The organism is Candidatus Binatia bacterium, assembly GCA_029248525.1.
Lineage (GTDB): Bacteria > Desulfobacterota > Binatia > UBA12015 > UBA12015 > UBA12015.
In genome coordinates, this window is record JAQWJE010000057.1 from 108,650 (window position 1) to 132,129 (window position 23,480).

Annotated in this window: 29 protein-coding genes and 1 riboswitch; of the genes, 9 read left to right on the plus strand and 20 right to left on the minus strand. The window is 58.8% G+C overall.

Annotated elements, in window-relative coordinates; all coding sequences use genetic code 11:
• Positions 1 to 37: 37 nt before the first annotated feature.
• A riboswitch (cobalamin riboswitch) is annotated at positions 38 to 208 on the minus strand.
• 29 nt (positions 209 to 237) lie between these two features.
• A complete protein-coding gene (locus P8K07_18425) occupies positions 238 to 2,169 on the minus strand; it encodes a DUF3604 domain-containing protein (protein MDG1960502.1) in 1,932 nt (643 codons plus the stop codon).
• A complete protein-coding gene (locus P8K07_18430) occupies positions 2,166 to 2,549 on the minus strand; it encodes a hypothetical protein (GenBank protein MDG1960503.1) in 384 nt (127 codons plus the stop codon). The genes P8K07_18425 and P8K07_18430 overlap by 4 nt, the downstream gene beginning before the upstream one ends.
• A gap of 202 nt (positions 2,550 to 2,751) precedes the next feature.
• Here P8K07_18430 and P8K07_18435 point away from each other — a divergent pair, with 202 nt between their 5' ends.
• Positions 2,752 to 2,925 carry a hypothetical protein gene (locus P8K07_18435; GenBank protein MDG1960504.1) on the plus strand — a complete coding sequence of 58 codons (174 nt, stop codon included), beginning with the start codon at positions 2,752 to 2,754 and terminating at the stop codon, positions 2,923 to 2,925.
• Positions 2,926 to 2,939: 14 nt separating this feature from the next.
• Here the strand turns inward: P8K07_18435 and P8K07_18440 are convergent, their stop codons facing one another.
• Positions 2,940 to 3,722 (minus strand): glucose 1-dehydrogenase, encoded by a 783-nt coding sequence (locus tag P8K07_18440; protein ID MDG1960505.1) that lies wholly within the window; start codon positions 3,720 to 3,722, stop codon positions 2,940 to 2,942.
• A 48-nt stretch (positions 3,723 to 3,770) separates the two neighbouring features.
• On the opposite strand from P8K07_18440, the gene gluQRS reads away from it, so the two are divergent.
• Positions 3,771 to 4,733 (plus strand): tRNA glutamyl-Q(34) synthetase GluQRS, encoded by a 963-nt coding sequence (gene gluQRS, locus P8K07_18445; protein ID MDG1960506.1) that lies wholly within the window; start codon positions 3,771 to 3,773, stop codon positions 4,731 to 4,733.
• Between the two features lie 3 nt (positions 4,734 to 4,736).
• On the opposite strand, the gene P8K07_18450 is transcribed toward gluQRS, so the two are convergent.
• A complete protein-coding gene (locus P8K07_18450) occupies positions 4,737 to 5,801 on the minus strand; it encodes an acyltransferase (GenBank protein MDG1960507.1) in 1,065 nt (354 codons plus the stop codon).
• A 70-nt stretch (positions 5,802 to 5,871) separates the two neighbouring features.
• On the opposite strand from P8K07_18450, the gene queE reads away from it, so the two are divergent.
• A complete protein-coding gene (queE, locus tag P8K07_18455; protein ID MDG1960508.1) occupies positions 5,872 to 6,510 on the plus strand; it encodes a 7-carboxy-7-deazaguanine synthase in 639 nt (212 codons plus the stop codon).
• 40 nt (positions 6,511 to 6,550) lie between these two features.
• On the opposite strand, the gene P8K07_18460 is transcribed toward queE, so the two are convergent.
• Genes P8K07_18460 through P8K07_18470 form a run of 3 tightly spaced genes read right to left on the minus strand, consistent with a single transcriptional unit; the run spans position 6,551 to position 8,714 of the window.
• Positions 6,551 to 7,213 carry a hypothetical protein gene (locus P8K07_18460; GenBank protein ID MDG1960509.1) on the minus strand — a complete coding sequence of 221 codons (663 nt, stop codon included), beginning with the start codon at positions 7,211 to 7,213 and terminating at the stop codon, positions 6,551 to 6,553.
• Positions 7,214 to 7,253: 40 nt separating this feature from the next.
• The gene (locus P8K07_18465) at positions 7,254 to 8,192 is read right to left on the minus strand and encodes a TIGR03560 family F420-dependent LLM class oxidoreductase (GenBank protein MDG1960510.1); all 939 of its coding nucleotides are present in this window, start codon (positions 8,190 to 8,192) and stop codon (positions 7,254 to 7,256) included.
• Between the two features lie 15 nt (positions 8,193 to 8,207).
• Entirely contained in the window at positions 8,208 to 8,714 is a 507-nt protein-coding gene (locus P8K07_18470) for a hypothetical protein (GenBank protein ID MDG1960511.1), read from the minus strand.
• A 115-nt stretch (positions 8,715 to 8,829) separates the two neighbouring features.
• Here P8K07_18470 and P8K07_18475 point away from each other — a divergent pair, with 115 nt between their 5' ends.
• Genes P8K07_18475 through P8K07_18495 form a run of 5 tightly spaced genes read left to right on the plus strand, consistent with a single transcriptional unit; the run spans position 8,830 to position 13,286 of the window.
• On the plus strand, positions 8,830 to 9,810 hold the full coding sequence (locus P8K07_18475) for an ABC transporter permease (GenBank protein MDG1960512.1): 981 nt from the start codon (positions 8,830 to 8,832) through the stop codon (positions 9,808 to 9,810).
• A complete protein-coding gene (locus tag P8K07_18480; GenBank protein ID MDG1960513.1) occupies positions 9,810 to 10,832 on the plus strand; it encodes an ABC transporter permease in 1,023 nt (340 codons plus the stop codon). The genes P8K07_18475 and P8K07_18480 overlap by 1 nt, the downstream gene beginning before the upstream one ends.
• Positions 10,829 to 11,815, plus strand: a complete 987-nt coding sequence (locus P8K07_18485; GenBank protein ID MDG1960514.1) for an ABC transporter ATP-binding protein — start codon at positions 10,829 to 10,831, stop codon at positions 11,813 to 11,815. Before P8K07_18480 ends, P8K07_18485 begins: the two co-directional genes overlap by 4 nt.
• On the plus strand, positions 11,812 to 12,837 hold the full coding sequence (locus P8K07_18490; GenBank protein ID MDG1960515.1) for an ATP-binding cassette domain-containing protein: 1,026 nt from the start codon (positions 11,812 to 11,814) through the stop codon (positions 12,835 to 12,837). Before P8K07_18485 ends, P8K07_18490 begins: the two co-directional genes overlap by 4 nt.
• 11 nt (positions 12,838 to 12,848) lie before the next feature.
• Positions 12,849 to 13,286, plus strand: coding sequence for a cell envelope biogenesis protein OmpA (locus P8K07_18495; protein ID MDG1960516.1), 438 nt, complete (start codon positions 12,849 to 12,851; stop codon positions 13,284 to 13,286).
• Positions 13,287 to 13,289: 3 nt separating this feature from the next.
• On the opposite strand, the gene P8K07_18500 is transcribed toward P8K07_18495, so the two are convergent.
• From P8K07_18500 to P8K07_18545, 10 genes are all read right to left on the minus strand, one after another.
• Positions 13,290 to 13,904, minus strand: coding sequence for a riboflavin synthase subunit alpha (locus P8K07_18500; GenBank protein ID MDG1960517.1), 615 nt, complete (start codon positions 13,902 to 13,904; stop codon positions 13,290 to 13,292).
• Between the two features lie 47 nt (positions 13,905 to 13,951).
• Positions 13,952 to 14,428, minus strand: coding sequence for a polymer-forming cytoskeletal protein (locus tag P8K07_18505; protein MDG1960518.1), 477 nt, complete (start codon positions 14,426 to 14,428; stop codon positions 13,952 to 13,954).
• Positions 14,429 to 14,450: 22 nt separating this feature from the next.
• Positions 14,451 to 14,807, minus strand: coding sequence for a 50S ribosomal protein L19 (rplS, locus tag P8K07_18510; protein ID MDG1960519.1), 357 nt, complete (start codon positions 14,805 to 14,807; stop codon positions 14,451 to 14,453).
• A gap of 162 nt (positions 14,808 to 14,969) precedes the next feature.
• Positions 14,970 to 15,539, minus strand: coding sequence for an RNA methyltransferase (locus tag P8K07_18515; GenBank protein ID MDG1960520.1), 570 nt, complete (start codon positions 15,537 to 15,539; stop codon positions 14,970 to 14,972).
• A gap of 12 nt (positions 15,540 to 15,551) precedes the next feature.
• Positions 15,552 to 16,238: a tRNA (guanosine(37)-N1)-methyltransferase TrmD gene (gene trmD / locus P8K07_18520; protein MDG1960521.1), complete on the minus strand. Its 687-nt coding sequence runs from the start codon at positions 16,236 to 16,238 to the stop codon at positions 15,552 to 15,554.
• Between the two features lie 6 nt (positions 16,239 to 16,244).
• Positions 16,245 to 16,751 carry a ribosome maturation factor RimM gene (gene rimM, locus P8K07_18525; GenBank protein MDG1960522.1) on the minus strand — a complete coding sequence of 169 codons (507 nt, stop codon included), beginning with the start codon at positions 16,749 to 16,751 and terminating at the stop codon, positions 16,245 to 16,247.
• 108 nt (positions 16,752 to 16,859) lie between these two features.
• Positions 16,860 to 17,096 (minus strand): KH domain-containing protein, encoded by a 237-nt coding sequence (locus P8K07_18530; GenBank protein MDG1960523.1) that lies wholly within the window; start codon positions 17,094 to 17,096, stop codon positions 16,860 to 16,862.
• A 4-nt stretch (positions 17,097 to 17,100) separates the two neighbouring features.
• On the minus strand, positions 17,101 to 17,385 hold the full coding sequence (gene rpsP, locus P8K07_18535; protein ID MDG1960524.1) for a 30S ribosomal protein S16: 285 nt from the start codon (positions 17,383 to 17,385) through the stop codon (positions 17,101 to 17,103).
• Between the two features lie 91 nt (positions 17,386 to 17,476).
• The gene (gene ffh, locus P8K07_18540) at positions 17,477 to 18,820 is read right to left on the minus strand and encodes a signal recognition particle protein (GenBank protein MDG1960525.1); all 1,344 of its coding nucleotides are present in this window, start codon (positions 18,818 to 18,820) and stop codon (positions 17,477 to 17,479) included.
• Between the two features lie 114 nt (positions 18,821 to 18,934).
• Positions 18,935 to 19,522, minus strand: coding sequence for a hypothetical protein (locus P8K07_18545; GenBank protein MDG1960526.1), 588 nt, complete (start codon positions 19,520 to 19,522; stop codon positions 18,935 to 18,937).
• Between the two features lie 243 nt (positions 19,523 to 19,765).
• Between P8K07_18545 and P8K07_18550 the strand changes: the two genes are divergently transcribed.
• On the plus strand, positions 19,766 to 20,512 hold the full coding sequence (locus P8K07_18550; GenBank protein MDG1960527.1) for a hypothetical protein: 747 nt from the start codon (positions 19,766 to 19,768) through the stop codon (positions 20,510 to 20,512).
• Positions 20,513 to 20,565: 53 nt separating this feature from the next.
• Here P8K07_18550 and P8K07_18555 read toward each other — a convergent pair whose 3' ends face one another.
• Genes P8K07_18555 through P8K07_18565 form a run of 3 tightly spaced genes read right to left on the minus strand, consistent with a single transcriptional unit; the run spans position 20,566 to position 23,466 of the window.
• The gene (locus P8K07_18555; GenBank protein MDG1960528.1) at positions 20,566 to 21,423 is read right to left on the minus strand and encodes an SDR family NAD(P)-dependent oxidoreductase; all 858 of its coding nucleotides are present in this window, start codon (positions 21,421 to 21,423) and stop codon (positions 20,566 to 20,568) included.
• An 11-nt stretch (positions 21,424 to 21,434) separates the two neighbouring features.
• Complete coding sequence (locus P8K07_18560) at positions 21,435 to 22,238, minus strand: acetoacetate decarboxylase family protein (GenBank protein MDG1960529.1); 804 nt, start codon at positions 22,236 to 22,238, stop codon at positions 21,435 to 21,437.
• Between the two features lie 13 nt (positions 22,239 to 22,251).
• Complete coding sequence (locus P8K07_18565) at positions 22,252 to 23,466, minus strand: amidohydrolase family protein (GenBank protein MDG1960530.1); 1,215 nt, start codon at positions 23,464 to 23,466, stop codon at positions 22,252 to 22,254.
• Positions 23,467 to 23,480 lie beyond the last annotated feature (14 nt).

Genomic DNA, 23,480 nt, shown 5'->3' on the forward strand with positions numbered 1-23,480 from the left:
AAAACTCTCTGCCAGAACCCGGACTCCCGTGGGATCTATTTCAATCATTCCCGGTGGCCAGGTTTCCTGACTTGTCGTCTTCCTACTGACGTCGCCTTCCCATCATCAAGGACAGTGGCATTCCGACGCTTTCGTTCGACTTACAGTGGCGGGAGCCGTGCTGGATTTTCACCAGCTTCCCTTAAAAACCACCAGGTCTAAAGCGGAGATAGCACAGGTCCGGAGGGTCGCAAAGCGCTAAAGAACGGGGTCGGAGAGAAACCAGATGGCTGAAGTGACCGCACGCTCCTGAAGCGTTCGGGGAAAGGAGGTGTCGCAACAGGGGGCCATTCCCTCGCCGATCGTCCCGGGATCGTTGCAGTCCACACCGGCGGCATTGCAGATATAGCTTTGCCAACGACAGGTCGGATTCTCCAGAACGCGGGCGTACCAGAAAGCGGATTGCCCGGGGCGAAAGTCGGGATCGGTCCAAACCTGACAGAGTTCGTCGGCACCGGGACCTGCGGTGGTGCAGGTTTGCGAGTCCACCGTGGCCTCGCCGGCGGCGCGTCCGACGACGTCGTAGACTTTTTCATGAACATTCCCGGCGTCGTCCAACCATCCCTTGATGATCTGGACTCGTTGCAGCGGCGTTTCCAATCCTCCGCTGTCCCGCAAGGCCTGGATGGCAAAGCGCGGCGCCGAGCTTGCCATGGGCGGTAATATCCCGCCCATGGGTACGCCTCCGGCGTAGCCCTTCTCGACAAAATCGTTTCGCGCACAGAGATCATCGGCGTAGTTCCAGCCGGCAAAAAATCGGACCTTCATCCGGGGGCCGGTCGTTGAGTATGTTTCCCGGCGCTGGAGCGCATCAAAAATAGAATCGCGCGAATTTTCCTCGGCCCATACGACGGCAAGTCCACCCGGATTGAAATCGATATCGTCGGGCAGACCGCGCGGCATCGTTACAGAAGAAGGGGCACCGGCCCCCCCATGTCCAGGGTGCTGATCTTCCCGCACCGCACCCGGCGTACCCAGGTGGGTGTCGGTGCTGCTGATCACGCCCATTTGGAAAGGGTTTGTTCCGAGGGATTTCTCCAGCGCGAGTCCTTTCTTCAGAGCATTGCGCACAAAGCTCCCCTCGCTCGGAGCAACGTTTTGGAAGTCGGCAAACTTGCCGCCAAAATTGCCGTAGGGCAGGAGTTCGAAGTCGCAAAATTCGTCGCGCGTTCCCACGCCGATGCGGCACTCGGAATCGCCCTTATGCTGGCTCAGTTCGACCAGCGGTTCCATTTCGGCGCGACGTTTGACGTAATCTCTCGAAAACGGAGTTCCATCCTCCTCGGTTTCCGCAAACATGACGCCGCCGCTCAGGTTTGAGTTGTGGGGAATGATCAGTGCTTCGCAGCCGTTCTCCTCGATATTGCATTGCTCATCGAGGGCCGCCCAGAGGTCGCATACTTTCCGCGCGTCACGAGAGCTGATCGGTAGTTCGGGAACCTTTCCATTCCGAAAGATAATATTGCGATGCAGGTTGTTGGTTTCGGGGGCAGCGGTCCACTCGTAGGCAACCAGACTGGTGAAATTGCACGCGGAGCTGCGATCGTAGGCCTCCTCGGCTGCCGTGATGGTCTCTTCCCAAGGGCCCTTCGCCGCTTTCAGGCAGATCGCAGCATTCTCGCCGCAAAAAGCGAAGCTGCTCCCGTCGGTCATGGATCCGTTGATCAGGAAGAAAGCGAGTCGTGGCCAGCGCCTGTAAATCTTGCAGGCGGTTGCATCATAGCCCTCGGCTTCGGGCGTGCGGCATATATGCAACTCGCCGAAGAGTTCCGCGTGGTCGGTGACTGCTGCAAAATCAAGCGGTCTTTCCAGTTGGACCTCGCGCATCGCCACGTCTCCATCATAAGGCTGGATACCGAGCCTCTCGCCGCGCGCGAAGCGATAGGCGTCGCGCGGCCGATTACGCGTGCCCTGAGTCGCTGCATCCAGCGAGAGCGTGGAGTGCACATGGAGATCTCCAAAAAGCGCCTTGCGAAGAGGGGTGCGATCCGCGCAGGCCACTCGGCCCTCGGGATTGAGCCCGGCCGGGAGGGCCAAGGGCGGGGCGAGGACCGCAACGGTCTCCGCTCGGGCAGGAGGGGCGCTCAGCAAGAGAGCGATCAGGACCCAGATCGATCGGCGATAGATCATTGGAAAAGTCCGATCAGGTTAACGGGCTCGCCGTCTCGGACAAAGGAGGTCGCATAGACCGGGAAAAGCAGGGAACCCGCCAGAAGGAGCAGACCGGTTGTCGCTATAAATCCGGCACGGCGGGAACCCGGCACGTAGTGGACGATTCGCGCGCTGGCGAAAAACAGGGCGGCAGCCCAAAGGATGGTTTGCGTGACCAGGGTTGCGGTCATCATCGTTGCGACCAAGCCCCCATCGACCAGGAATATGATCGCGGTAAACCCGCTGATCTCGGCCAGCCAGGCGACAGAGGCCCAACCGGTGCCAAAAGCCCAGAAAGGGACGGGGAGAAAGAGCAGTAGCGAGAGCCACAGGGAACAGCGCGACCAGACGGAAGACATGGGTCTTTAACCGCCACGGAAGACTCCGGGGGTCAAGCGGTTGTGTCGGAGCCGGACAATTCCGTCCAAACGTTCCAATTTGTGCGGTCCAATTCTGTTCAACCGGAGCCTTCTGCCGGGATAAAGTCAGTAAAATCAATCTATTTTCCCGGTCCTCTCTTGGCATGAATCCCGCAATGACAGGGCAGCGAGGAGATTGATCATGATGAATATGAAAGAGGAAACCCGTCGCCCGAATGCTGAAACCCCGGCCCCCCGCCGCCTGATGGCTGTGGGACGCAAGGTCAAGGATGGCTGGCTGATTCGGACGAACTTTTCGAAGTATCAGACCGAACAGCAGAGCGAGCAGAAAAAGGATGGCTCCGCTGCGGCCTGAGATCCCGACGGCACCTATGCGGGGGCATGGGTGCTGCCGCCGTCGATCTTGATGACGGCTCCGGTCGTATAGCTCGAAAGGTCGCTGGCCAGATAGAGCGCGGCACCGACGATTTCGTCAGGGTTGCCCGCTCGTTGCAGGGGGATTGTCTTGCGAAAGTGCTCATGGGCCTCTTCGGGCCATGCCGCACTGATATCGGTGAGGAACGGCCCCGGCATCAGGCAGTTGACCCGAACGCTGGGAGCAAAGGTTCGCGAGAGGCTCGCGGTCATATTGTTCAGTCCGGCCTTTGCGATGCCGTAGGGAACTTCGCTGGCTGTCGGTGCGATCGCGGCAATGCTGGAGATGTTGATGATCGTGCCGCCGCCACTTTCGACCATGGCGCTTCCGAAAAGCGAGGAGAGCCGAAAAGGCCCCTTGATATTGACCGCGATCACCTTGTCCCAAAGCGCCTCGCTGACTTCCGGCAGGGAGGCGTAGAGAGGCGACATCCCGGCGTTATTAACCAGGATATCGATCTTGCCGAAATGATGCAGTGCGGTGGTCGCGAGCTGGTCACATTCCTGCCAGTTCCCCACATGGGCTGCGACCGGCAGGGCCTCGCGGCCGGTTTTCTCCTGCACTTCCTTCGCCAGAGCTTTGCAGGCGTCCAATTTTCGGCTTGCGATGACCACGTTTGCGCCGTGTGCCGCGAAGGCCAATGTCATTTCACGGCCGAGCCCACGGCTTCCGCCGGTGATGACAGCGGTTTTCCCGCTCAGATCGAATGCGCGATGTCCCTCGGGATAGCTACCCATGAAGGTATCGTAGCTTCCCGACCGCCGCTGTTGTAGCACGGCCATGCAATGGGAAATTATGTCGGCCGCTTTGCTCCGTCCCCCACCGGAGCGCTGCATTTGGGCAGTCTCGCCGCGTCGTTGGTCGCGTGGTTGGCCGCCCGACAGGTGGGCGGCCGATTGGTGCTTCGTCTCGAAGACCTCGATCAGCCGCGCGTGGTGACCGGAGCCGCGGCCGAGCAAATGGCAGATCTTCGCTGGTTGGGTCTGGATTGGGATGAAGGCCCCGATACGGGTGGGCCGTCCGCGCCTCATGTGCAATCCGAGGCGAGCCAATTCTACGATGCTGCTCTCGCCCACCTCGAGGCAAAGGGGCTTCTCTACTACTGCGACTGTTCCCGACGGGAAATTGCGGACCAGATCAGCGCACCTCATCCGGGCGAGGGCGATACGGTCTACCCGGGCAGCTGCCGTGCCTTTGGAATGCGCCGCCGGGACTTTCGCCGTCCTCCGGCGATTCGTCTGGCGGTACCCTCGGGTACGATGGCCATCGTCGACCGGTGGCAGGGGCAAATTGAGCAAGAGGTGTCTCGAGAGGTCGGTGATTTCGTCCTGCGGCGCGGCGATGGCGTGACCACCTATCAGCTTGCCGTAGTCGTGGATGATTTGCGGATGGGAGTGACCGAGGTGGTTCGGGGCGCGGATCTTCTTTCCTCGGCACCGCGGCAGGCCCTGCTGGCTCGACTGCTCGACTCCGCTGCGCCGACTTTCGCACATCTGCCGATGGTCCTGGACGGGGAGGGTGGTCGTTTGGCGAAACGCTCTCGTCGATTTCAACTAGGTGCGAGGAAGCTTGCTGGTGACGATCCCTTGAGGATTGTCGAACAAATGGCCTCCCTTTTGGGTCTGGTGAATGGGGACCGGAGCCATCCTCTCTCCTCGCTGGATGATTTGCTGGAGCGGGCCGACCTGTCCCGCCTGAGTGAACATGCGGAGGTCAGGCTTCCGGCGTCTTTCGGCTCCTGGGAATGATCGCTAATCGGCCAGCGAGGGCAGTGCCCAACCCTTGCGCCGGAGTTGCTCGTTCTGCTCGACAAGCCAGTTCCCGAACCAGACAAAGGCGATCGATCCTGCGAGAAGAACGCCTGAATAGATCCAGAGGTTCCAGCGTTCGAAAATTCCCTCACTGCACCCATAGAGATTACAGCCACCCCCGAAGCGGTAGAGAAACGCGTTGTGGGTGAGCATTTGGCCGAGGTAGAGCCCCCACGAGTGTTGTCCGAGCCACGATAGAGGTTTTTCGATCGAGGCGATTCGCGAGAGCGCGGCCATTCCGGCGAGCAGGACGACCGAGAGCGGCATTTCCAGAAATCTGTCGGCAACGCGCCACCATGCAGGAAGAATCAGCCGATCTTCGATCGCGTATAGCGGCAGGAGGACGAGCACGGCGAGAACAACGGAGCGAGGACCTATTCGATCGACGCGGGCCGCGAGCCACATGCCGAAGGCGACATGAATCGCGAACCGAGGCGCGAAGATCAGCCACCCCGCATCGCCCAGAACGCCCTTGACGTCGAGGGGGAACATGGTGATCGGCAGAGTGATCGCTGACGCAGTAACGAGAAGCGCCGTCCAGCCAAATTTGCGGCGAAAGGCGAAGAAGAGCGGGAATATGGCAAAAAGCTGCAAGATCAGCGTAATGAACCAGCTGGTGCCAATTTGTTTGAACCACCCGATCAGGTGCCAGAAGGGCAGCGTCAGTTTCAGCCGGACCATCTCTTCGGGCGGGCGCAGGATGATCACGATCGCCCACCAAGCCAGGCAACTCGCCCATGCGGGAATGAGAATGCGTCGGAAACCGCGCCCGTACCATCGTTGGAGACGGTGCTTTCCTTCGTGCCGTTCGAACCAGCCTTCCGAATTCAGACCGAAAAGAACAAGGAAAACCGGGACGGAATGATAGAAGAGAAAGGTCATCCATCGGGAGTCGGCGAGCACCCACGAGTGGATCAGTGTCACGCCGATAATCGCCCAGCCCTTCACCATATCGATCTGGGGGAGGCGCGGATGGTTCGTGGGGTTTTGGTTGGAAGAAGTCAACGGCTATTGGTGATATCGCTAGTTGGCGACGGATGCGAGGCCCTTCCGCGCAGTGTAGAAGGATTTACGCATGGCGTACTCCGTAAAAGAACTTCACTATACCCTGCAAGGGGAAGGTGCGATGGCCGGTCGGGCCGCGGTATTCTGCCGCTTTGTCGGCTGCAACCTTTGGACCGGGCGCGAAGAGGATCGTGTCGGAGCCAAGTGTGATTTTTGCGATACGGATTTTATCGGCACCGACGGGCCGGGCGGGGGCGTCTTTGCTGCTGCCGATGATCTTGCGGCGGCCGTTGCCGAAACCTGGTCCCCCTCGGCGGGGTCCGAGGGGGCACCCTATGTGGTGTTCACAGGTGGCGAACCGCTTTTGCAACTCGACGAGTCGTTGGTGGAAGCCTGTCATCGGGCGGGCTTCGAGGTCGCTGTCGAAACGAACGGTACGCTCGAACTACCCGCAGGAATCGATTGGGTGACGGTGAGTCCCAAGACGTTGGCGGATCTTGTTCTACAGGAAGGCCAGGAGTTGAAGCTGGTCTTTCCTCAGAAAGTGACGCCCGAGAGTGTCTCATCGCTCAGGTTTGATCGATTCTTTCTGCAGCCGCTCGATGGTCCTGACCTGAAGAGGAATATGCAAATGGCGATCGAATACTGTCGCGATCACCCACAATGGCGGCTCAGTCTGCAGACCCATAAAGTCGGCGGATTCCTCTGAGCGGCAGGCGGTGTCTCGACGCGGCAATGACCTCGGAGGATCAGGACTCGATCACACAAGCGGAGGCGAGCTCCTTGTATTCGGAAATCGTAATCTCCACCTTGCCGACCGCGGTGTCGTGAACCACGATGCGCACGAGGCGATGGCGGTCGGCGGTGTCGAACCATAGCTCACGAATAAGCGGCAGCCCCGTGACCTTCACGACCTGCGTCTCGAAATCTCCGATTTTCGTGGTCAGTTTTTTATTGCCGGGTAGCAATTCGACAGTTGCTGTCCGTGTGTCGTCGTTGCCGTCAGTGACTTGGACACTCTTGGGGAGTTTACCACGAGAGAGATCGACACGTAGTTGGAGGCCGACAGTGAGGGTGTCGAGATGGCCTTTCTTGACTTTCACCTTGCCGTCGCTTCCGTCGACGGTTTTCCAGCTATAGACCTCAGGTTCGAGACGCGTGCCGGCGATGACGCCGGCCGACTTTTCCACCTCATTCCGGTGGTAGAAAAGAACGTGCGCGTCGGCTTGCGTCACCATCTCGAAACGATCTCCGGTACGAGTTGTCTTTTCGTGACTCGCGCCGGTGTCGATGCCGATTGCCTTGACCTCGAAGCTGGCCTGATAGGGTGGCACCAGGCATTCCGCTTGCGAAACCTCCGGCGCCAGCGTGCCGATCAGAGTGAGGGCGAAAACAAATCTGAAGATGGTCATGCCTCTGGGTAGCATGGCGGCAAGGGCTCGGTCGAACTGATCAGCGAAATGTCGGCATCACGGTTTCGGCGAACATTCGCAGGGTCTCGTGAGCGGGATTTCGACCGAAATTGAGAAGCAGGGTGGTGGCTCCTGCGTCGATCGTCTTTTGTACACGCTCGATACATTGCTCGGGTGTACCGGCGATCACCCAGTCTTCGCCGCCGCCCAGAAAAGGCAGATCCGTCAGAATCTTTTCTTTTGCCTTCCGGGCGTCTGCCTCGGTGGCGCCGATCGCAGCCGTTGTTTGCTGGGAAATTTCGATCTCGGCGAAGTCCCTGCCCACGCCGTCGCAATGCTCCCGGAGGATTTGTGTCTTTCTTTCGAGCTGTGGCTGGTCGATACCAAGATTGTTCCAGATCTGGGCTTGTGCGGCGACGATCCGGAGCAGGACCTTCTCGCCTCCCCCACCGACCAGAATCGGGGGGTGCGGTTTCTGCAGGGGGGCTGGTTGGCAATATGCGTTTTCGATCTGGAACTGTTCTCCGTAATACTCGGCGGGAGACTCTTGCCACATGGTCCTGATCAGGGAGATGCCTTCGTCGAGTTGTTGCAAACGAGTGCGCACCGGCGGGAACGGAATGCCGTATGCCTGAGCTTCTTCGGCATGCCATCCACAGCCCAGCCCCAGGATGAACCGCCCCGCGGAGATCTGGTCCAGCGTGGCAGCCATCTTCGCCAGGAGAGCCGGGTGCCGGTAGTTCATACAAAGCACCAGGTGGCCTATATGAATGCGATTGGTCAACGCGGCAATTGCGGTGATCTCGGTCCAGCCTTCGAGCAGCGTATCCGTCGGGTCAGGAATGCTGAATAAATGATCGACGGCCCAGAGGGAGTCAAAGCCGATTTCCTCGCAAAGGATTGCGGTCGATCTTGCTTCCTCCCAGGAGGCATTATGCTGCGGAAGGGTAATACCGAAACGGATTTTCGGAGGGCTCATTTGTCCTGAATTGGCTCAGTTTTCGTCGTCTTGGGCATCGGGTTCGGCCACGACATCTTGTACGGGTTTGGCGCGCAGGATCTCGGCGACCTCAGGTAGCGCTTTCTGCAGGGTGTCGAGTCGAGCGGCAGGGCCGCCGACTTTGGTGGCGAGGAAGCTCTCGTAACTTTCGAGGGCGGTCTCCAATTCCGCCTGCGCCCCTTCCTTGATTCTCTCCGCGTCATCCAGATGTTCATTGATGGCCTGTGCCAATTCGTCGAGCTTACCCCCGCTGTCCTCCGAGAGGCGCTGGTGCATGAAATCACCCCAAAGGGCCTGAAAGGCTGCGGCCGGCGGCCCTTCGCGCTGCAAGCCGCCGCTGAGGGTATAGACGCGCTTGGCGAGAGTTGTGAAATTGCCGATCCCTCGTCGTGAATGGAAAGCACCCAGCCGGACAAACTTGTCGCGTGTGGCCGCGGCAGAGCCCCCGTCCGACATCACTTCCATCGCTTCTTCCAGCTCTTTCAATTTCAGGTTCGCCATGTTCGATTCCCCTCTAGTCTCCATGGGCATTAAGCATATGCGGGCACGTAATAAAACGTGCGAAGGCTCGTGCAGAGCAAGCACTCGACGCGGCATGCTGATATCGCAGTGACCTATGGTTGGCTTTCTGGCGCATCGTCTGGCGACGATGATTCCCCTTTTATTGGGAATTACCTTTATTTCCTTTCTTGTTGTGGCACTCGCCCCGGGCGACTTTTTTGATTCTCTCGCAATGAATCCCTCGATCTCGCCACAGGCAATCGAGGCGATGAAGGCTGATTTTGGATACGGGGATCCGCTGCTGCTGCGCTACGGAAAGTGGCTCTGGCAGGCCGTCCAGGGGGATCTGGGCGTTTCCCTTTCTCATCGGGTCAGTGTGCTCACATTAATCGCGGAACGCGCCGGCAACACCTTGATACTTTCCCTGTCTGCGGCGCTCTTTACCTGGACTCTTGCGATTCCCCTGGGTGTCTGGATCGCCGTTCGTCGCGGTCGACTCTCGGATCGAATTCTTTCGATTTTGGGCTTTCTCGGGATGTCGATCCCGAATTTTTTTCTCGCCTTTCTCCTGATGCGCTGGGCGTTGCACAGCGGATGGTTCCCCGTGGGTGGGACTTTCTCGCTGGACTATGAGCAACTCGCACCGCTCGCCAAGGTGGCTGATCGATTGCACCATCTGGTTCTGCCGACGATCGTGCTGGGAACGGCCGGTATGGGGAGCTTGATGCGCCTGATGCGCAGTGCGGTTATTGAACTGGAGCGTTCGGACTTTGCGCGCACGGCCCGGGCCAAAGGTTTGGGGGAAGGACGAGTTCTCTTCATCCATATAATGCGGAATGCGCTCAATCCTTTCGTTACACTTGCCGGCTACGAGTTGGGGGCGTTGCTCGGTGGCGCCGCATTGGTCGAGAATGTCATGAACCTGCAGGGGCTGGGATCGCTGATGCTGGGCGCGGTTCTCTCTCTCGATATCTATCTGGTGATGGGATCGGTGTTGATCAGTTCGTTGCTTCTGCTGTTCGGGAATCTGATGGCCGATCTGCTCCTCGTTTGGGTGGACCCTCGAATCGATTTCCAGCGACTGGAAGATTCGTGATGCGCATTCGAGCATGGCGAGGGCCCTCTTGGGGGCTCAGTGGGGCAATCCTCTTTCTGCTCTATTTTTCGGCTATTTTCGCACCATGGATCGCGTTCCATTCACCGGAGACTCAGGACCGCCAGTCCCCCGACGCGCCGCCGATGATTCTCCACCTTTCTCCGCCTCAGAATTGGATTTCGGAAAGTCTTCTCTACGTCCATCCTCAGACCCTGGTCGATCCCATGCGCCGTCTCTACAGGGTGGACCTCGAGCAGCGAATCCCTCTGCAGTTTTTCGTCCACGGACATCTTTTGGCGCCTGAGCCGGGGAATGGAAATGTCTTTTTGCTGGGGACGGATGCCCTCGGGCGAGATCTCTTCTCCCGCGTCTTGTTCGGCGGTCGTGTCAGCCTGTCGATCGGTATCGTCGGAGTTGTGATCAGTTTCACAATCGGGATTTTTGTCGGGGTGGTGGCGGGATATGCCGGCGGGCGAGTTGATCATCTCTTGATGCGATTGTGCGAGGTGATGATGGCCTTGCCTTCGTTTTTCTTCCTTCTGGCTCTCGCTGCCGTGATTCCGCCGGGGCTATCGCCTGTGCAAACGTTCTTTCTGCTGGTCGCCTTGATGAGCTTTATCCGATGGGCCGGTTTGGCTCGGGTTCTTCGTGGCATGACGGCATCGATTCGCGAACGAGATTATGTGCAGGCGGCCCGTGCGCTCGGGGCCTCTCCCACGCGAATCGTCCTGCAGCATGTGCTGCCGGCAACTTTCTCCTACACCCTCGTTGCGGCCACTCTGGCGATTCCCGGATTTATTCTCGGCGAGAGTGCCTTGTCGCTTTTGGGGGTCGGGATCCAGGAGCCGGGAACGAGTTGGGGAGCCTTGCTGCGCGACGCGCAGAATCTCACCAATCTTGATTACAGGCCGTGGGTCCTGGCCCCGGGTATTTTGATCGTTGTGGCAACGATGGCTTTCAATTTTTTGGGTGATCGTCTGCAGGACCGATTCGATCCCCAAACCAGAGTTCTTGACCGATGAAGGGAGCCCCTATTCTGCAGGTGACGGACCTTGTGGTGGATTTCCACACGCCACACGGGGTTGCTCGAGCTGTCGATGGAGCGTCATTTGATCTTTCATCGGGGGCCACCCTCGGGTTGGTCGGCGAATCAGGCTCGGGCAAGAGCGTCTCTGCCCTGTCGATTTTGGGGCTTCTGAGCCCGTCTGCACGCGTGGTCTCGGGAACGATTCAATTCGCCGGGCGAGATCTTTTACAGCTCTCCGCGCGGGAATTCCGCAGGGTGCGGGGCAAAGAGATTTCGATGGTTTTCCAGGAGCCGATGACGTCGTTGAATCCACTCTTTACGGTGGGGCGCCAGATAGCAGAGGTGGTTCGGCACCATGAAAGAGTTTCACGGCGCGAGGCCTGGGGCCGAGCGGTCGAGATGTTGCGGATAGTAGAGATTCCCGATCCGGAAAATCGGGCGTCGGCGTATCCACACGAGTTGTCGGGCGGAATGCGACAGCGCGTGATGATCGCCATGGCGTTGGTCTGTCGGCCCAAGTTGTTGATCGCGGATGAGCCTACGACCGCCCTGGATGCGACCATTGAGGCCGAGATCCTAGACCTTCTGGGCGAAATGCAGAAAAAGTTTTCCATGAGTGTGCTTCTCATCACCCACGATCTGGGTGTGGTATCTCGGCGGGCGAGTGAAGTTGCGGTGCTTTACTCGGGCCGCATTATCGAGCGGGCGCGGACGGAAGATCTCTTTGCGGCACCGGCACACCCCTATACCCGTATGTTATTGGACTCTCTTCCCCGGCTCTACGAGCGTCGCGACCGTCTGGTCGCGATTCCGGGCGCGGTTCCGGAGCCTGGCAAGCGCCCCGAGGGTTGCCGCTTTCGGGATCGTTGTCCCCGGGTGACCGCTGCATGTGCGCCGAAGGAGCCCGAGTTGGAGAACCTCGCGGGTTCTCGGTTCGTCGCTTGTCAGCATCGCTTGATGCCCGGAGAGTTGTTGTGAAAAGGGAACAGGCGCTTGTGGAGGCGCGCGGAGTTTCACGTTCGTTTGCGACCGGCCGCAGTCGTTGGAGTCGAAGGATGGTACCGGCTGTCCGCGATATCAGCCTTCGGATAGCGGCGGGAGAAACCTTGGGCGTAGTCGGGGAGTCCGGCTCCGGAAAGTCTACCCTCGGCCGATTGCTTCTGCGATTGCTGCCGCCGACCTCCGGTCAGGTCTTTTTCGATGGGCAGGATCTGGCAGGGTTGCCTCGCCTCGAGTTGCAGCGGCTGAGACGAGAAATGCAGGTTGTCTTCCAGGATCCGGTGGGCTCGCTCGACCCTCGATTCCGGGTAGAGGATCTGATCGGGGAAGGTCTGGATATTCATGGACTGGCAGAGGGGAAAGAACGCTCTCGCACCATTGCTCGCCTCCTCGAAGAGGTGGGGCTTTCCTCCGATCACCGGCGGCGGTTCCCCCACGAATTCAGCGGTGGGCAACGCCAGAGGATCGGGATCGCTCGCGCGCTTGCGGTTTCCCCGCGTTTTATCGTTTTGGACGAGCCTGTATCGGCGCTGGATGTATCCGTTCAAGCGCAGGTTCTGAACCTGCTGGCCGATTTGCAGCGCGAACGGGGACTGGCCTACTTCTTCGTGGCCCATGACCTGCGCGTGGTCGCACATTTCAGTGACAGAATTGCGGTGCTCTATGCAGGTCGTGTTGTGGAATTGGCTGATCGTGATGCTCTGATCGCGCGGCCGGGCCACCCTTATACCCAGAGCCTGCTTTCCGCGGTGGCGGAAATCGGCGTTGTGGACCAGGGACGGGTGCAACTCGCCGGGGAGCCGCCAAGCCCCCTCCGTCCACCTTCGGGATGCGCGTTTCACCCCCGTTGTCCCTATGCCGCTGATCGCTGCCGTCAGGAGCAGCCGTCATTGTCGGATCGGGATCCGGGCCATGCCATTGCTTGTCATTTTCCACTCGATGGGTCTCCCGTTGCCCCCGGCGGAACAAAAGGCCAAGATAAACCGGAGAAGAAACTTTAGGAGTGATTGCGATGAAGAAAACAGGGATGACCGTCAGTGTTTTGGGTTTGGTAACGATGTTGGTTTTGCCGTCTGGTTGTTCGGCCAGAGACCCCCAGCCGGAGCTCTATCCGAACGCTCATTTGCGCAAGGTCGGTGACGCTCAGGCGAAGCAGGATATCGCCTATTGTCAGGCGTTGTCGCAGCAATACCTGCAGAAAAACAACGCAGCCGCGGACGCCGCCGGCAACACGGTCGGAGGTGCTGCGGGCGGCGCTGCTCTCGGCGCGATTGGCGGGGCCATCGGTGGGAACGCCGGAAAGGGTGCCGCAATTGGAGCCGGCGTCGGGGCAGGGCTGGGCCTGCTGCGCGGTCTTTCGAAAGGCGCGCAGCCCCCTCAAAACTATGAGGCCTTCGTCCGCAAATGCATGACGGACAAGGGGTATGACGTCATCGGCTTTGGCCGCTGAGTTTCAGGCGTCGCGTTCGGCGAGGACTCGTTCGACGGTATCAACGATCGCGACCGTGCGAGCATCAAGCTCGATGTTCACACGGTCGCCTTCGTTCTTCTCGCCGAGATTGGTCAGTCGAAGGGTCTCCGGAATGAGGTGGATCCAGAAAGAGCCCGATGCGTCGCGTTCTCCGACCGTCAGGCTCGAGCCGTCAACGGCGATAAACCCCTTGGTGCTGATATAGCGCATCCACCGAGCCGGCACAGTAATCTCGAGATCCCAGACGTGGCCATCGACTTTTCGTGAGCTGATCCTGCCTGTGCCGCTCACGTGGCCAGCGACGTCGTGGCCACCGACTTCATCGCCTACCCGAGAGCTGCGCTCGACGGCTACTTTTTGACCGGGTGCCAAATCGCCGAGTGTTGTGAGTTGCAGGGTTTCGGCAATTGCATCAAACCGGACCAGGGACCCCTCGATGGCGACGACGGTCTGACAGACGCCGTCGATAGAGACGCTGGCACCAGAGACAAGACCCTCGAGCAGAGCTTCCGGCAGTTCTACATCGTAAGTGAGAAGGTCTGGCTGTCGAGAGACGTTGGCTACGGGGAAGGCCCCGCGAGTGATTCCCGTATACATTATAGCCTCATCGTTCCTTCCTCGAGGGGATCGCGCAAGCTCCGGGGCTAGTGGCTTCGGGCGGCAGGCTCTTGTTCCGACGGCTGTTTCCCACCGGCGCTTTCCTCGACGGTCAGAAGCTCGGTCCGGGCGGTTGCCTGGCTACGCACTTGTCCTTCGAAGCGGGCGCCGGCGTCAACGGTCAGGCATCGCGCCTGGATGGAGCCGAAGACACTCCCGGTGCTGGCGATGCGGACATCGCCGCTTTCGATCACATCACCGGTCAGAGTTCCTTCGATGACCAGATCCTGTGCTCGGATCCTGGCCTCGACTTCTGCCGTTGGTCCGATGAGCAGCAATTGGTCGGCATGGACTTCCCCTTTGAGTCGCCCATCCACCCGTGCGTCGGCCGGGAAGTGAATCCTTCCGGAAAGAACAACGTCGGACGCGATCTCATGGCGAAACTGCGGTTCGCCGCGAGCCGTCTCGTTGTGGTCCTGCTGGGAGGGCGATCTCTGAGGATCGAGTGGTGTGTCCGTCGGCATGAGATCGGCGCTCGGGCCGAACTCAGTCGCGTCGGCGCTCTTTGATGCGAGCGGCCTTGCCGGATCGCTCGCGCAGGTAATAGAGCTTGGCCCGTCGGACCCGGCCCCGCGTCGCGACTTCGATCTTGTCGATTCGATGCGAATGGAGCGGGAAGGTTCTCTCGACGCCGACGCCATAGGAGACTTTTCGAACGGTGAAGGTCTCTCTCACGGAGCCGTGGTGTCGACGAATGCAGGCGCCTTCGAAGATCTGGATACGTTCTTTTTCGCCTTCAACGACTTTCACGTGGACCCGCAGGCTGTCGCCCGGGCGGAATTCCGGAAGGTCAGTTTTCAGCTGTTCGGCTTCGATCGCCGCAATGATATCGCCTTTGCCCATGATTTTCCTCGAAAATTGGACCGGATCACGTCGCGCCATGCGGGGTGTTCGCAGAATTGCGTCCACACTCCTGACCGAGAGGTGCCTCCGAGAGACTCCTTCTAACGATTGGCGATCGAGATTGCATGGATAGCCGCGGCTGGAAGGAAATTCCCCGAAAATTCATTGTTTTCGCTGGCCAAAGAGGCGGTCCAACATAATCGCGGCGGCGGCGCGGACCGACAGATGGTTGTAGTCCGAGGCGCCGTCGATCGGCGCAAGGCGTCGGGTGCATCGTTCCAGGATTTCCGACGTTAGCCCGTAGCCGGTGCCCAAAAGCAGAAGGAAGGGGGTCTCGCTTTCCGCGATTTCGCGGGACATCGCAGGGTAGCCAATGGTCCCGATACCGGGCCGTGCGGATGTTGCGATCATGGTGGGTAAAGACCCGGTCTCGTTTTCGACCTGAGCGAGAATTTGGTCGAGATCGGAGGAGATCCGGACAAATTGCAGGGCGTCCCCGCGCGTCGGATTGTAGGTCGCGCCGTGGCCTTCCATCCAATGCCAGAGGATACGTTCGGTCAGTTTCCGCATTCCCAGAACAGGATGACCGATAAAAAACCCGTCGACGTCGTAGGTCCGAGCGGATCGAGCGATATCGTGGACGTCGATATTGGTGATGGAGGTCGTAACGACTTCACCGTCACGATTGACGACCGGGTGATGGAGGAGGGCGATATAGAACCGAGCTGGCATAAGGCGACCGTCTCAGCCCTTGCGGGTTCGATTGGGAGGAACCAGATCGGGCCGTCGTCGTCGCGTATCGGCCAGGGATTTTTCCTGGCGCCATTTTTCAATCTCGGCATGATTCCCTGACAGCAGCACCGGGGGCACCGCCTCGCCGCGGAAAACTTCCGGTCGCGTAAACTGGGGGTGTTCGAGCAATTCTTCGTTAAAGGATTCGGTTTGCAGCGACGCGGGATTGCCTATGATTCCCGGTACGAGTCGCGTGACCGCATCCACCACAACGGCAGCGCCAGCTTCGCCACCGTTGAGGACGTAGTCCCCGATGCTGATCTGTCCATCGATATAGGCGTCGAGTCGCTCGTCGACGCCCTCGTACCGTCCACAGATCAGGAGGAGCTGGTCTGTTTCAGCTAACTGGGCCGCTTTTTTTTGCGTGAAGCTCTCGCCGCGTGCCGCCAACAGGAGCTTGACGGTGGTCGGGGATGCGATCTCCTCGATCGCTGTGACCAATGGCTCAATTTTCATCACCATGCCGTGCCCACCACCATAGGGGGTGTCGTCAACGGTATGGTGCTTGTCGGTCGCCCAGTCGCGCAGCTGGTGCAAGCGGATATCGATCTTGCCGGCAGTGATGCCCTTGCCGATCAGGCTGGTTTGCAGAATGCCGGAGAAGTATTCCGGGAAAATTGTCAGGATATCGATGCGCACCAGAGTCTATTCTTCCGGAATGAGGCCTTCAGGCGGGTCGATGGTCGCGGTGCGTCCGGGCAGATCGATCTCGACCACGATCGGCTCGACAACCGGAATCAGAGATTCGCGATCTCCGAGACGTACGATCCAGAGGTCGTTGGCCGGCATGGACTGGATCTCCTCGATACGACCGACCAGCTGTCCCTGTTTCGTGCGCACTTCGAGACCGATGGCCTCCCAGTGATAGATGCCGGTATCTCCTGCTTCCGGCAGTCCGTCTCGCTCGATGCGGACTTCGCAACCCACCCAGGGCTGCAGCGCATTCAGGCTCTCGATATCTGCGAGGCCCATAAGAATGATGTTCTTGTGAGGTCGGCTCTCCAGAACTCGGAAGGCCTTTTGCTCGCTGCCGTCTCGGCTGATCAGTGTGATCGTATCGGCCGAAAGGAGGCCAGGGGAGCCGGGGTTGAACGGGTGGATCTTGGCGAGCCCTCGGACACCATGCCCGCCAACGATTTTGCCAACGGCAATGGCTTCGTCTGGAGGCTGTTTTGCTGAGCCTTGCTCGGCAACAACTTCGACGGCAGCAACTTCGATGGCTGCAGAAGGATCCGTATCTGATCTCGGGGGTTTCGTGAGCTATTTCTCTTCGATGATTTCGAGGACGATCTTGCGGCTCTGCCGCGAGGCCACCGCATTCACCAGAGTACGGATGGATTTAGCGGTGCGTCCCTGTTTCCCGATAATGCGTCCGAGATCCTCGGGAGCGACGCGAAGTTCGATGATGGAGGCGGTTTCGCCCTCCGTCTCGGTGATGACCACCGCATCCGGGTTATTCACCAGATGCTGGGCGATCAACTCTACCAGTTCTTTCATCATATCAGCCCTCAGCAGCGGCCGGAGCAGCTTCTGTGGCGGGAAGTCCCGTCCATCCCGCCTGCTTGAGGAGGATGGCCACAGTGTCGCTCGGCTTCGCACCGTTTCGGATCCACTTCTCGACTTTGTCGAGATGGACACGAAGATTCACAGGTTCCGAGGTCGGATCATAATGGCCGAGTTGCTCCAGAAAGCGCCCATCGCGTGGGGACTTTTTGGAAGCCGCCACGATACGATAGAAAGGACGTTTTTTCGATCCGTGACGTGCAAGGCGAATGGTGGTTGCCATGAGAACTCTCCGTGAAACCTGACTTGAATCTCTAAAATTAACCGAGGGACAACGACGGACGGCTTATTCCACCCGACGCAAGACCCTCCCTTTAGCGCCCGCCTCCGAGTTGGGCAAGGAGGCCTCGCCCGCCACCTTTGGTGAGCGATTTCATCATTTTCCGGGTTTGGTTGTACTGCTTCAGGAAACGGTTCACGTCGGAAACGCGTGTCCCGCTGCCGCCAGCGATGCGTTTTCGGCGACTCGAATTGAGAATGAGGTGATTTTGACGTTCCTGGTGCGTCATTGAATCAATGATCGCCTCGATTTTTTTCAATTCGGAGTCTGCACCGGCGAGATCTGCCTTTTTCGCCATTTTTTTCATTCCCGGGATCATGCTCATCAGGTCGCCAACCGAACCCATCTTTTTCATGGTCCGGAGCTGGTCACGGAAATCTTCGAGAGTGAACTCGTTCTTTTTGAGTTTTTTCTCGAGTTTGGCGGCTTCCTTGCTGTCGAAGGCGGCCTCGGCCTTCTCGATCAGGGACATCATATCGCCCATGCCGAGAATGCGATTGGCAACGCGATCCGGGTGGAAGACCTCCAGATCTTCCAATTTTTCGCCGATACCGGTGAACAATACGGGCTTGCTCGTGGTTGCGTGGAGGGAGAGCGCGGCGCCGCCGCGGGCATCACCCTCCATTTTCGAGAGGATGATTCCGTCGATACCAACGCCATCGCGGAATCCGGTGGCGACCGCGACCGCGTCCTGACCGGTCATCGCGTCCGCGACCAGCAGAGTTTGCTGCGGGCGAATGGTGTCACGAACATGAGTCAATTCGGACATCAGGGCTTCATCAACGGCAAGACGGCCCGCGGTGTCGACCAGAATCGTGTCGTGGAAACCGGCTTTTGCTGCTGCGACAGCCGCGGTGGCGACAGCGACAGCGTCCTTGGTATCGCTGGGCGTATCGTGGACGGCGCACCCGTCGCCCACCTGACCGGCCAGTGTTTTCAGCTGTTCGATGGCTGCCGGGCGAGAAAGGTCGAGCGGCACCAGATAGGGGCGCCGCCCCGACGCGATCAGATGCTTGGCGAGCTTGGCGGTCGTCGTGGTCTTGCCTGAACCTTGCAAGCCAACGAGCATCAGGATGACCGGGCCCTCGCCTGAAAGATCGAGACTACCGGTGGCGCCGCCCATGATGGCGACCAACTCTTCCCCGACAATTTTGATCAGATGCTGTTCGGGGGTGAGGCTGCGAAGGACTTCCTGGCCCATCGCGCGAGTCTTGACCTTCTCGATGAAGGATTTGGCGACGTCGAGATGAACGTCGGCTTCGAGCAGCGCCAGGCGCACATCACGCAGGGCCTCCTCGATATTGGCCTCGGTCAGCTTGCCCGTGCCTCGCACGCGGCGGAATACGCTATCCAGTTTTTCAGAAAGTGAATCGAACATGATGGGGGACAGGAACGGCCCTTGAAGGGCAGGCGGAGCCTCCGAATTGAGTGGAACTCCCTTCCTAATGTGGCGCCGCCAGCGAGTCAAACTTTTCCGGCATTCAGTGCGAGCTCAACCGTCGCAGGTCCCCATCATCCCGGTTTCTGCAATCACTTGGCTGGTCGGCAGGGGAAAGGCACTCAGAGCAACGCCTGCGCAAGCATGCAGCGGGCCGCCGCTGAATGTCGGCGTCACGAAGTCGGGATCGGCCTCGAAACAAGTAACCTGCGTACCCGTGGTTCGGACATCCAGAATGGGAACTGCACAAAGGGCCGGGTTATCGTCGCAGGTATCGTGCTTGATCTTCAGGTTTCCTCTTTTGAGATCTCCTCGAACCACGGTGCGCGAAACAAAAACATCCTGAGCACCGGACATATGAACGTCCGATTCGATAATGCAAATAATGTCATCGTCCGTGCATAGAATACCGTCGCCGCTCGGTTTTCCGGCCAGTTTTTTCAGCTGCACCTGAATCTTGGGGCCCATCATTTTCACCAGGCCGCTGCTTTGACAGCCGACAAAAAGGTCGGACCCTGATCCGTCCTGCGTCATGCTCATGATGAGCTTGTCCTTGGCTTCGGCGTTGGCCGGTGCCATGCCCACGAGTGCCACCGTCATCGCCCCGACGAGAGTATAGAAAAATCCGTTCGAGAGTTTCATTTTCGCAGTTCCTGTCATTTTGACTCCTCTGGAGGGTTCCGGTTGGCGGTTCTGGTTCAATCGATTGATTTATCTATGCGTGCCCACCGCTACTCCTGCGGGAGGCAGGTGACAAGCGAAAAATAATGCTGCGATGCGTTAGTCGCGGCCGCGGGCAAGGGCGCGAGTGTGCAGGGGAATCATGCTCGCCTTGATTCCAGGCCGCGAACCCTCGATGGTAAGAGTCAAAAGGGGGAGGAATAAATGCGTAAAATTGGAATGTTTTTGGTGATTTTGGTCCTGCTGGCCGGTGGTGGACTCTATTATCTGGCCAATTCGCTCGACGGGATTGTTGCCAGTTTGATCGAGGAGAGTGGATCCAAGGCATTGGGCACGACCGTGCGTGTCTCGGACGTCAAGATCTCGCTCAAGGAGGCCAAGGGTTCGATTGCCGGTCTGACCGTGGCCAACCCGAAGGGCTTTGACGGCGAAGCAATTTCGTTTCAGGACATCGTCATCGGGATCGACCCGGCGTCGATATTATCTCAGGACCCTATCGTGATTACCGAGGTCACCGTGAAGTCTCCTTCCGTGAAGCTGATCCTTGCGGCGAACGGTTCCACCAATATCCAGGCCTTGCTGGCGAATATCTCGGGATCTTCGAGCAAACCCTCCTCAGCCTCGAGCAGTGCGTCCTCGGGTGACCTCCGCGTGCGGATCAACCGGTTGGAGATTGCCGGTGCCAGCTTGGGAGCTGATCTGTCGGCGGTTGGGGGCAAGGATTTCAACGCCAAGGTCCCCGCTCTCCGTCAGTCCAATGTGGGCGGAGGTGCGGGAGCCGCGCCGGAAGTGCTCGCTCAGGCGATCGCCCAGACCTATGTCTCGAAAGTCGGCACGGCTGTCGCGAAAGCAGAAGCCGAGAAGCAAATTGGCAAGCTGGTCGACGAGCATCTCGGTGGCGAGGCGGGCGCTGCGGCGAAGGGAATTCTGGGTAATCTTCTGGGCCAATAATCAAAGGAGCCACGGGACCCCATGATCCCGTGGCTCGCTGAGGCGATTTCGGCTCAACCCGGAGGGTCTTGTTTTGCCAGAATGGCTTCGAACCGGGCCCTCATCTGTTCGATGAGTTCGTCGGAAGTTGGGTTGATAAAATAGCTTCCGGATTGCAAACCATCCCAAGCGTGATCCGCAACTTCCTCCGGCGTGGTCGTCTCAAAATGTCGCCCCATACCTTCGTACATCGTCTTCAGGTCGTCGATCGTCATATAGGGCGCCGCCTGCTCCTGCCCTCTCTCATAGCCCGGCAGGCGATTGCGGTAGGCCGTGAAGATATTCGACGCCACCACATGCGGCCCCGGATATAAAACGTGAGCGCGTAGTCTGGTCTGATTCACCTTCAGCTGGTGGTACAAGGTTTCGGTGATGCTGCTTACGGCCGCTTTACTGGCGGAGTAACTGGGGGTGAAAGGTAGAACCAGAAGCCCGCCGTTTCCCGACGATGTGTTCATGACAGCACCTTCTTCACCGTGGGCAATCATCCCGGGTACAAAGGCCTTGATCCCGTGAACGACGCCCATGATGTTGACGTCAAAGACCCAGCGCCAATCATTGATTGGCAGGTCCCACGCCGGGACGTCCTCGTAGGCGCTGACGCCGGCATTATTACACAGCAGGTGTACCTTGCCGTGGCGAGCCACGGCCTCGCTCGCCAGATTTTCAACTTGTTCGAATTTGGAGACGTCGCAGGTGACGCCGGAGACAGATCCGAGCGGAAGAAGCTCATCGACGGTGGCCTGCAGAGGCCCGGACTCGACATCCGAGAGGACAACCTTCATGCCCTCGCGGAGAAATCTCGCACCCATGGCTCGTCCGACGCCGCTGGCTCCGCCGGTGATGACGGCTGTTTTTCCTTTATAGTCCATGGGTCCCCGATTCAGCCGGCGATCTCGACGCCTTCGCCGCTGGTATCGTCATAGCGTTGGTGGAGGAAGGGCAGCAGCCAGTCGCCGGGCACCGAGCGCAGCACGCTCCCGTTGCTTTCGCTGGAGCCTTCTTCGAAAACGCAACTGATGATCTTGCGAACCGGAATATCAGCGACCGGGTCCATAGGAGACTCGCCCAAAATGATTTCGGGATTTTCAATTTCCCAGACTTGCTTGTTGGTATGGCGCCATTCCAGACGAACCAGAATCGGATCGACGTCGAAGGCCTTGCCTTTTTCGCAGGAAGGCTGGGCCTTGAAGCAGTACCCGTATTCCTTCCATTCGCGTGGACCGAGTTCCTTGCCGAGAGTGCCTCTGGCGGAGAGATAGGTCATGCCCATCCGGGAGACAGCAGAGGACACGGAAGAGCCCTCGTGCTGGAAATCAATTTCGGCAATCTTTTTGGGCTCGCCAAAAGTTTCGCGTCCGGGAACCACGGCCTGCTCGGTCGTCATGGGCATGGTGATGAGGTAAGTGCCCGGGACTCCTTCGTAGCTGGCGCGGACACCAAATACGGCTGATCCGATCTCGAAGGTGAATTCCGGAGAGATATGCATCGCGACTTTCGAGAAGGTCAGACAAACTTCGGGCTTGTCAGCCGGCTCGAGAGGCTGGGGCAGGACGGCTCTGTGGATTGCGGGGTCGGTCTCATAGACGCAGCGGATCGAATATACCGTTGACTCCATGAATTCGGGGTTGGCGTCAGCCGCTTTTGCGATCTGCTCGGCGGATTTCACATAGCGCAGGATTGCCATAGATTTTTCCTTTCTAGGCCTTGTTCGATTGGAAAGATTCGCGTGCCGGACCGATCCGCTCGGCGTGCGGGAGGAGAGCTTTTTCATCGAGGCCATAGAACTCGATCGCATTGCGGCCGAGGATGGCTTCGATATCGTTATCGGGAAGTCCATCAAGCGAAGTATGCATTTGTTCCCTGGTGATGGGCCAAGTGCCTTCGGGGTGGGGGTAATCACTGCCCCACATTATATTGCTTGTGCCGATATCCCCCCGCATCTCGGCCTCGCGTCGTGACAGGCAGGAGGCGCCGAGATTCACATTGCGGTTGAAATACTCGGTAGGACTCATCGAGAGGTGGCTCGTATAGTCTCCTAATTTTTGCGACTCGCGAGTTTGTGCATATCGATGCTCAAGCAGGTTGAGGTACTCGGGAACCCAGACAATCGTTCCCTCAGTGATCGCTACTTTGAGTTTCGGATAGCGCTCAAAGACTCCGCCCCAAATCATGAAGGTCAACGGTCTTACGTTGAACCAGCAGACTTCCGAGACATAGATCCCCATGGCTCCAGGGAGAGGTTTGGCATCGGGGTCGGTCAGATCTCCGAAGTATTCGGCGGTCGGCGCGGGGCCGGAGTGGAAGTGGATGGCGAGGTTCTGATCCTCGATGGCCTCCCAGAGGGGGTTGTATTTAGGGTCGTGATAGCCGGCCAGCTTCCCCCATTGAACCGGGAGCATGACGCCGCGCAGTCCGTTCTCTTTGGCCCATCGGACCTCGGCGACGGCCTCGTCGACATCCCAGAGCGCGGGCACGATGGCGATGCCGATCCGACGATCGGGTTGCTGCGACGTGAACTCGCTCAGCCAACGATTGTGGGCGCGGGCGCCAGCCCATTGGAGTTCGGGAACAATATTTTCCGTTGGAAGAGAAATGCCGGCACCGAAGGGCGGGGCATTCATCTCGGTAATACCGTCGGGGAAGAGGACTTCGGCTGCGATACCGTCGGCATCCAGAACCTCATTGCGGGCCTGGTGGTCCCACGCGCCACTCAGTCCTCGCTCGTGTCCCTGACGCCAATCTTCGTTAATTTCGTCGACCAGGAACTTTTTTGCAGCAATCTGGGTTTGCTCGATCTGAATCGGCAATGCCACGTCGAACGTCTCTCGGAACTCGGGGTCGACGTAGTTGCGATAGGCTTCGGGTTTGAGCCCGGCGTGACCATCGCTCGAAACAACAATATAATTTTTCATTTCTGTTTTCTCCA

Excerpts from the sequence above, each read along its gene's own strand:
- P8K07_18425 (MDG1960502.1), bottom strand. The coding sequence starts at position 2,169 with ATGATCTATCGCCGATCGATCTGGGTCCTGATCGCTCTCTTGCTGAGC.
- P8K07_18430 (MDG1960503.1), bottom strand. The coding sequence starts at position 2,549 with ATGTCTTCCGTCTGGTCGCGCTGTTCCCTGTGGCTCTCGCTACTGCTC.
- P8K07_18435 (MDG1960504.1), top strand. The coding sequence starts at position 2,752 with ATGATGAATATGAAAGAGGAAACCCGTCGCCCGAATGCTGAAACCCCG.
- P8K07_18440 (MDG1960505.1), bottom strand. The coding sequence starts at position 3,722 with ATGGGTAGCTATCCCGAGGGACATCGCGCATTCGATCTGAGCGGGAAA.
- gluQRS (MDG1960506.1), top strand. The coding sequence starts at position 3,771 with ATGGGAAATTATGTCGGCCGCTTTGCTCCGTCCCCCACCGGAGCGCTG.
- queE (MDG1960508.1), top strand. The coding sequence starts at position 5,872 with ATGGCGTACTCCGTAAAAGAACTTCACTATACCCTGCAAGGGGAAGGT.
- P8K07_18460 (MDG1960509.1), bottom strand. The coding sequence starts at position 7,213 with ATGACCATCTTCAGATTTGTTTTCGCCCTCACTCTGATCGGCACGCTG.
- P8K07_18465 (MDG1960510.1), bottom strand. The coding sequence starts at position 8,192 with ATGAGCCCTCCGAAAATCCGTTTCGGTATTACCCTTCCGCAGCATAAT.
- P8K07_18470 (MDG1960511.1), bottom strand. The coding sequence starts at position 8,714 with ATGGCGAACCTGAAATTGAAAGAGCTGGAAGAAGCGATGGAAGTGATG.
- P8K07_18475 (MDG1960512.1), top strand. The coding sequence starts at position 8,830 with ATGGTTGGCTTTCTGGCGCATCGTCTGGCGACGATGATTCCCCTTTTA.
- P8K07_18480 (MDG1960513.1), top strand. The coding sequence starts at position 9,810 with ATGCGCATTCGAGCATGGCGAGGGCCCTCTTGGGGGCTCAGTGGGGCA.
- P8K07_18485 (MDG1960514.1), top strand. The coding sequence starts at position 10,829 with ATGAAGGGAGCCCCTATTCTGCAGGTGACGGACCTTGTGGTGGATTTC.
- P8K07_18495 (MDG1960516.1), top strand. The coding sequence starts at position 12,849 with ATGAAGAAAACAGGGATGACCGTCAGTGTTTTGGGTTTGGTAACGATG.
- P8K07_18500 (MDG1960517.1), bottom strand. The coding sequence starts at position 13,904 with ATGTATACGGGAATCACTCGCGGGGCCTTCCCCGTAGCCAACGTCTCT.
- P8K07_18505 (MDG1960518.1), bottom strand. The coding sequence starts at position 14,428 with ATGCCGACGGACACACCACTCGATCCTCAGAGATCGCCCTCCCAGCAG.
- rplS (MDG1960519.1), bottom strand. The coding sequence starts at position 14,807 with ATGGGCAAAGGCGATATCATTGCGGCGATCGAAGCCGAACAGCTGAAA.
- P8K07_18515 (MDG1960520.1), bottom strand. The coding sequence starts at position 15,539 with ATGCCAGCTCGGTTCTATATCGCCCTCCTCCATCACCCGGTCGTCAAT.
- P8K07_18530 (MDG1960523.1), bottom strand. The coding sequence starts at position 17,096 with ATGAAAGAACTGGTAGAGTTGATCGCCCAGCATCTGGTGAATAACCCG.
- rpsP (MDG1960524.1), bottom strand. The coding sequence starts at position 17,385 with ATGGCAACCACCATTCGCCTTGCACGTCACGGATCGAAAAAACGTCCT.
- ffh (MDG1960525.1), bottom strand. The coding sequence starts at position 18,820 with ATGTTCGATTCACTTTCTGAAAAACTGGATAGCGTATTCCGCCGCGTG.
- P8K07_18545 (MDG1960526.1), bottom strand. The coding sequence starts at position 19,522 with ATGAAACTCTCGAACGGATTTTTCTATACTCTCGTCGGGGCGATGACG.
- P8K07_18550 (MDG1960527.1), top strand. The coding sequence starts at position 19,766 with ATGCGTAAAATTGGAATGTTTTTGGTGATTTTGGTCCTGCTGGCCGGT.
- P8K07_18555 (MDG1960528.1), bottom strand. The coding sequence starts at position 21,423 with ATGGACTATAAAGGAAAAACAGCCGTCATCACCGGCGGAGCCAGCGGC.
- P8K07_18560 (MDG1960529.1), bottom strand. The coding sequence starts at position 22,238 with ATGGCAATCCTGCGCTATGTGAAATCCGCCGAGCAGATCGCAAAAGCG.
- P8K07_18565 (MDG1960530.1), bottom strand. The coding sequence starts at position 23,466 with ATGAAAAATTATATTGTTGTTTCGAGCGATGGTCACGCCGGGCTCAAA.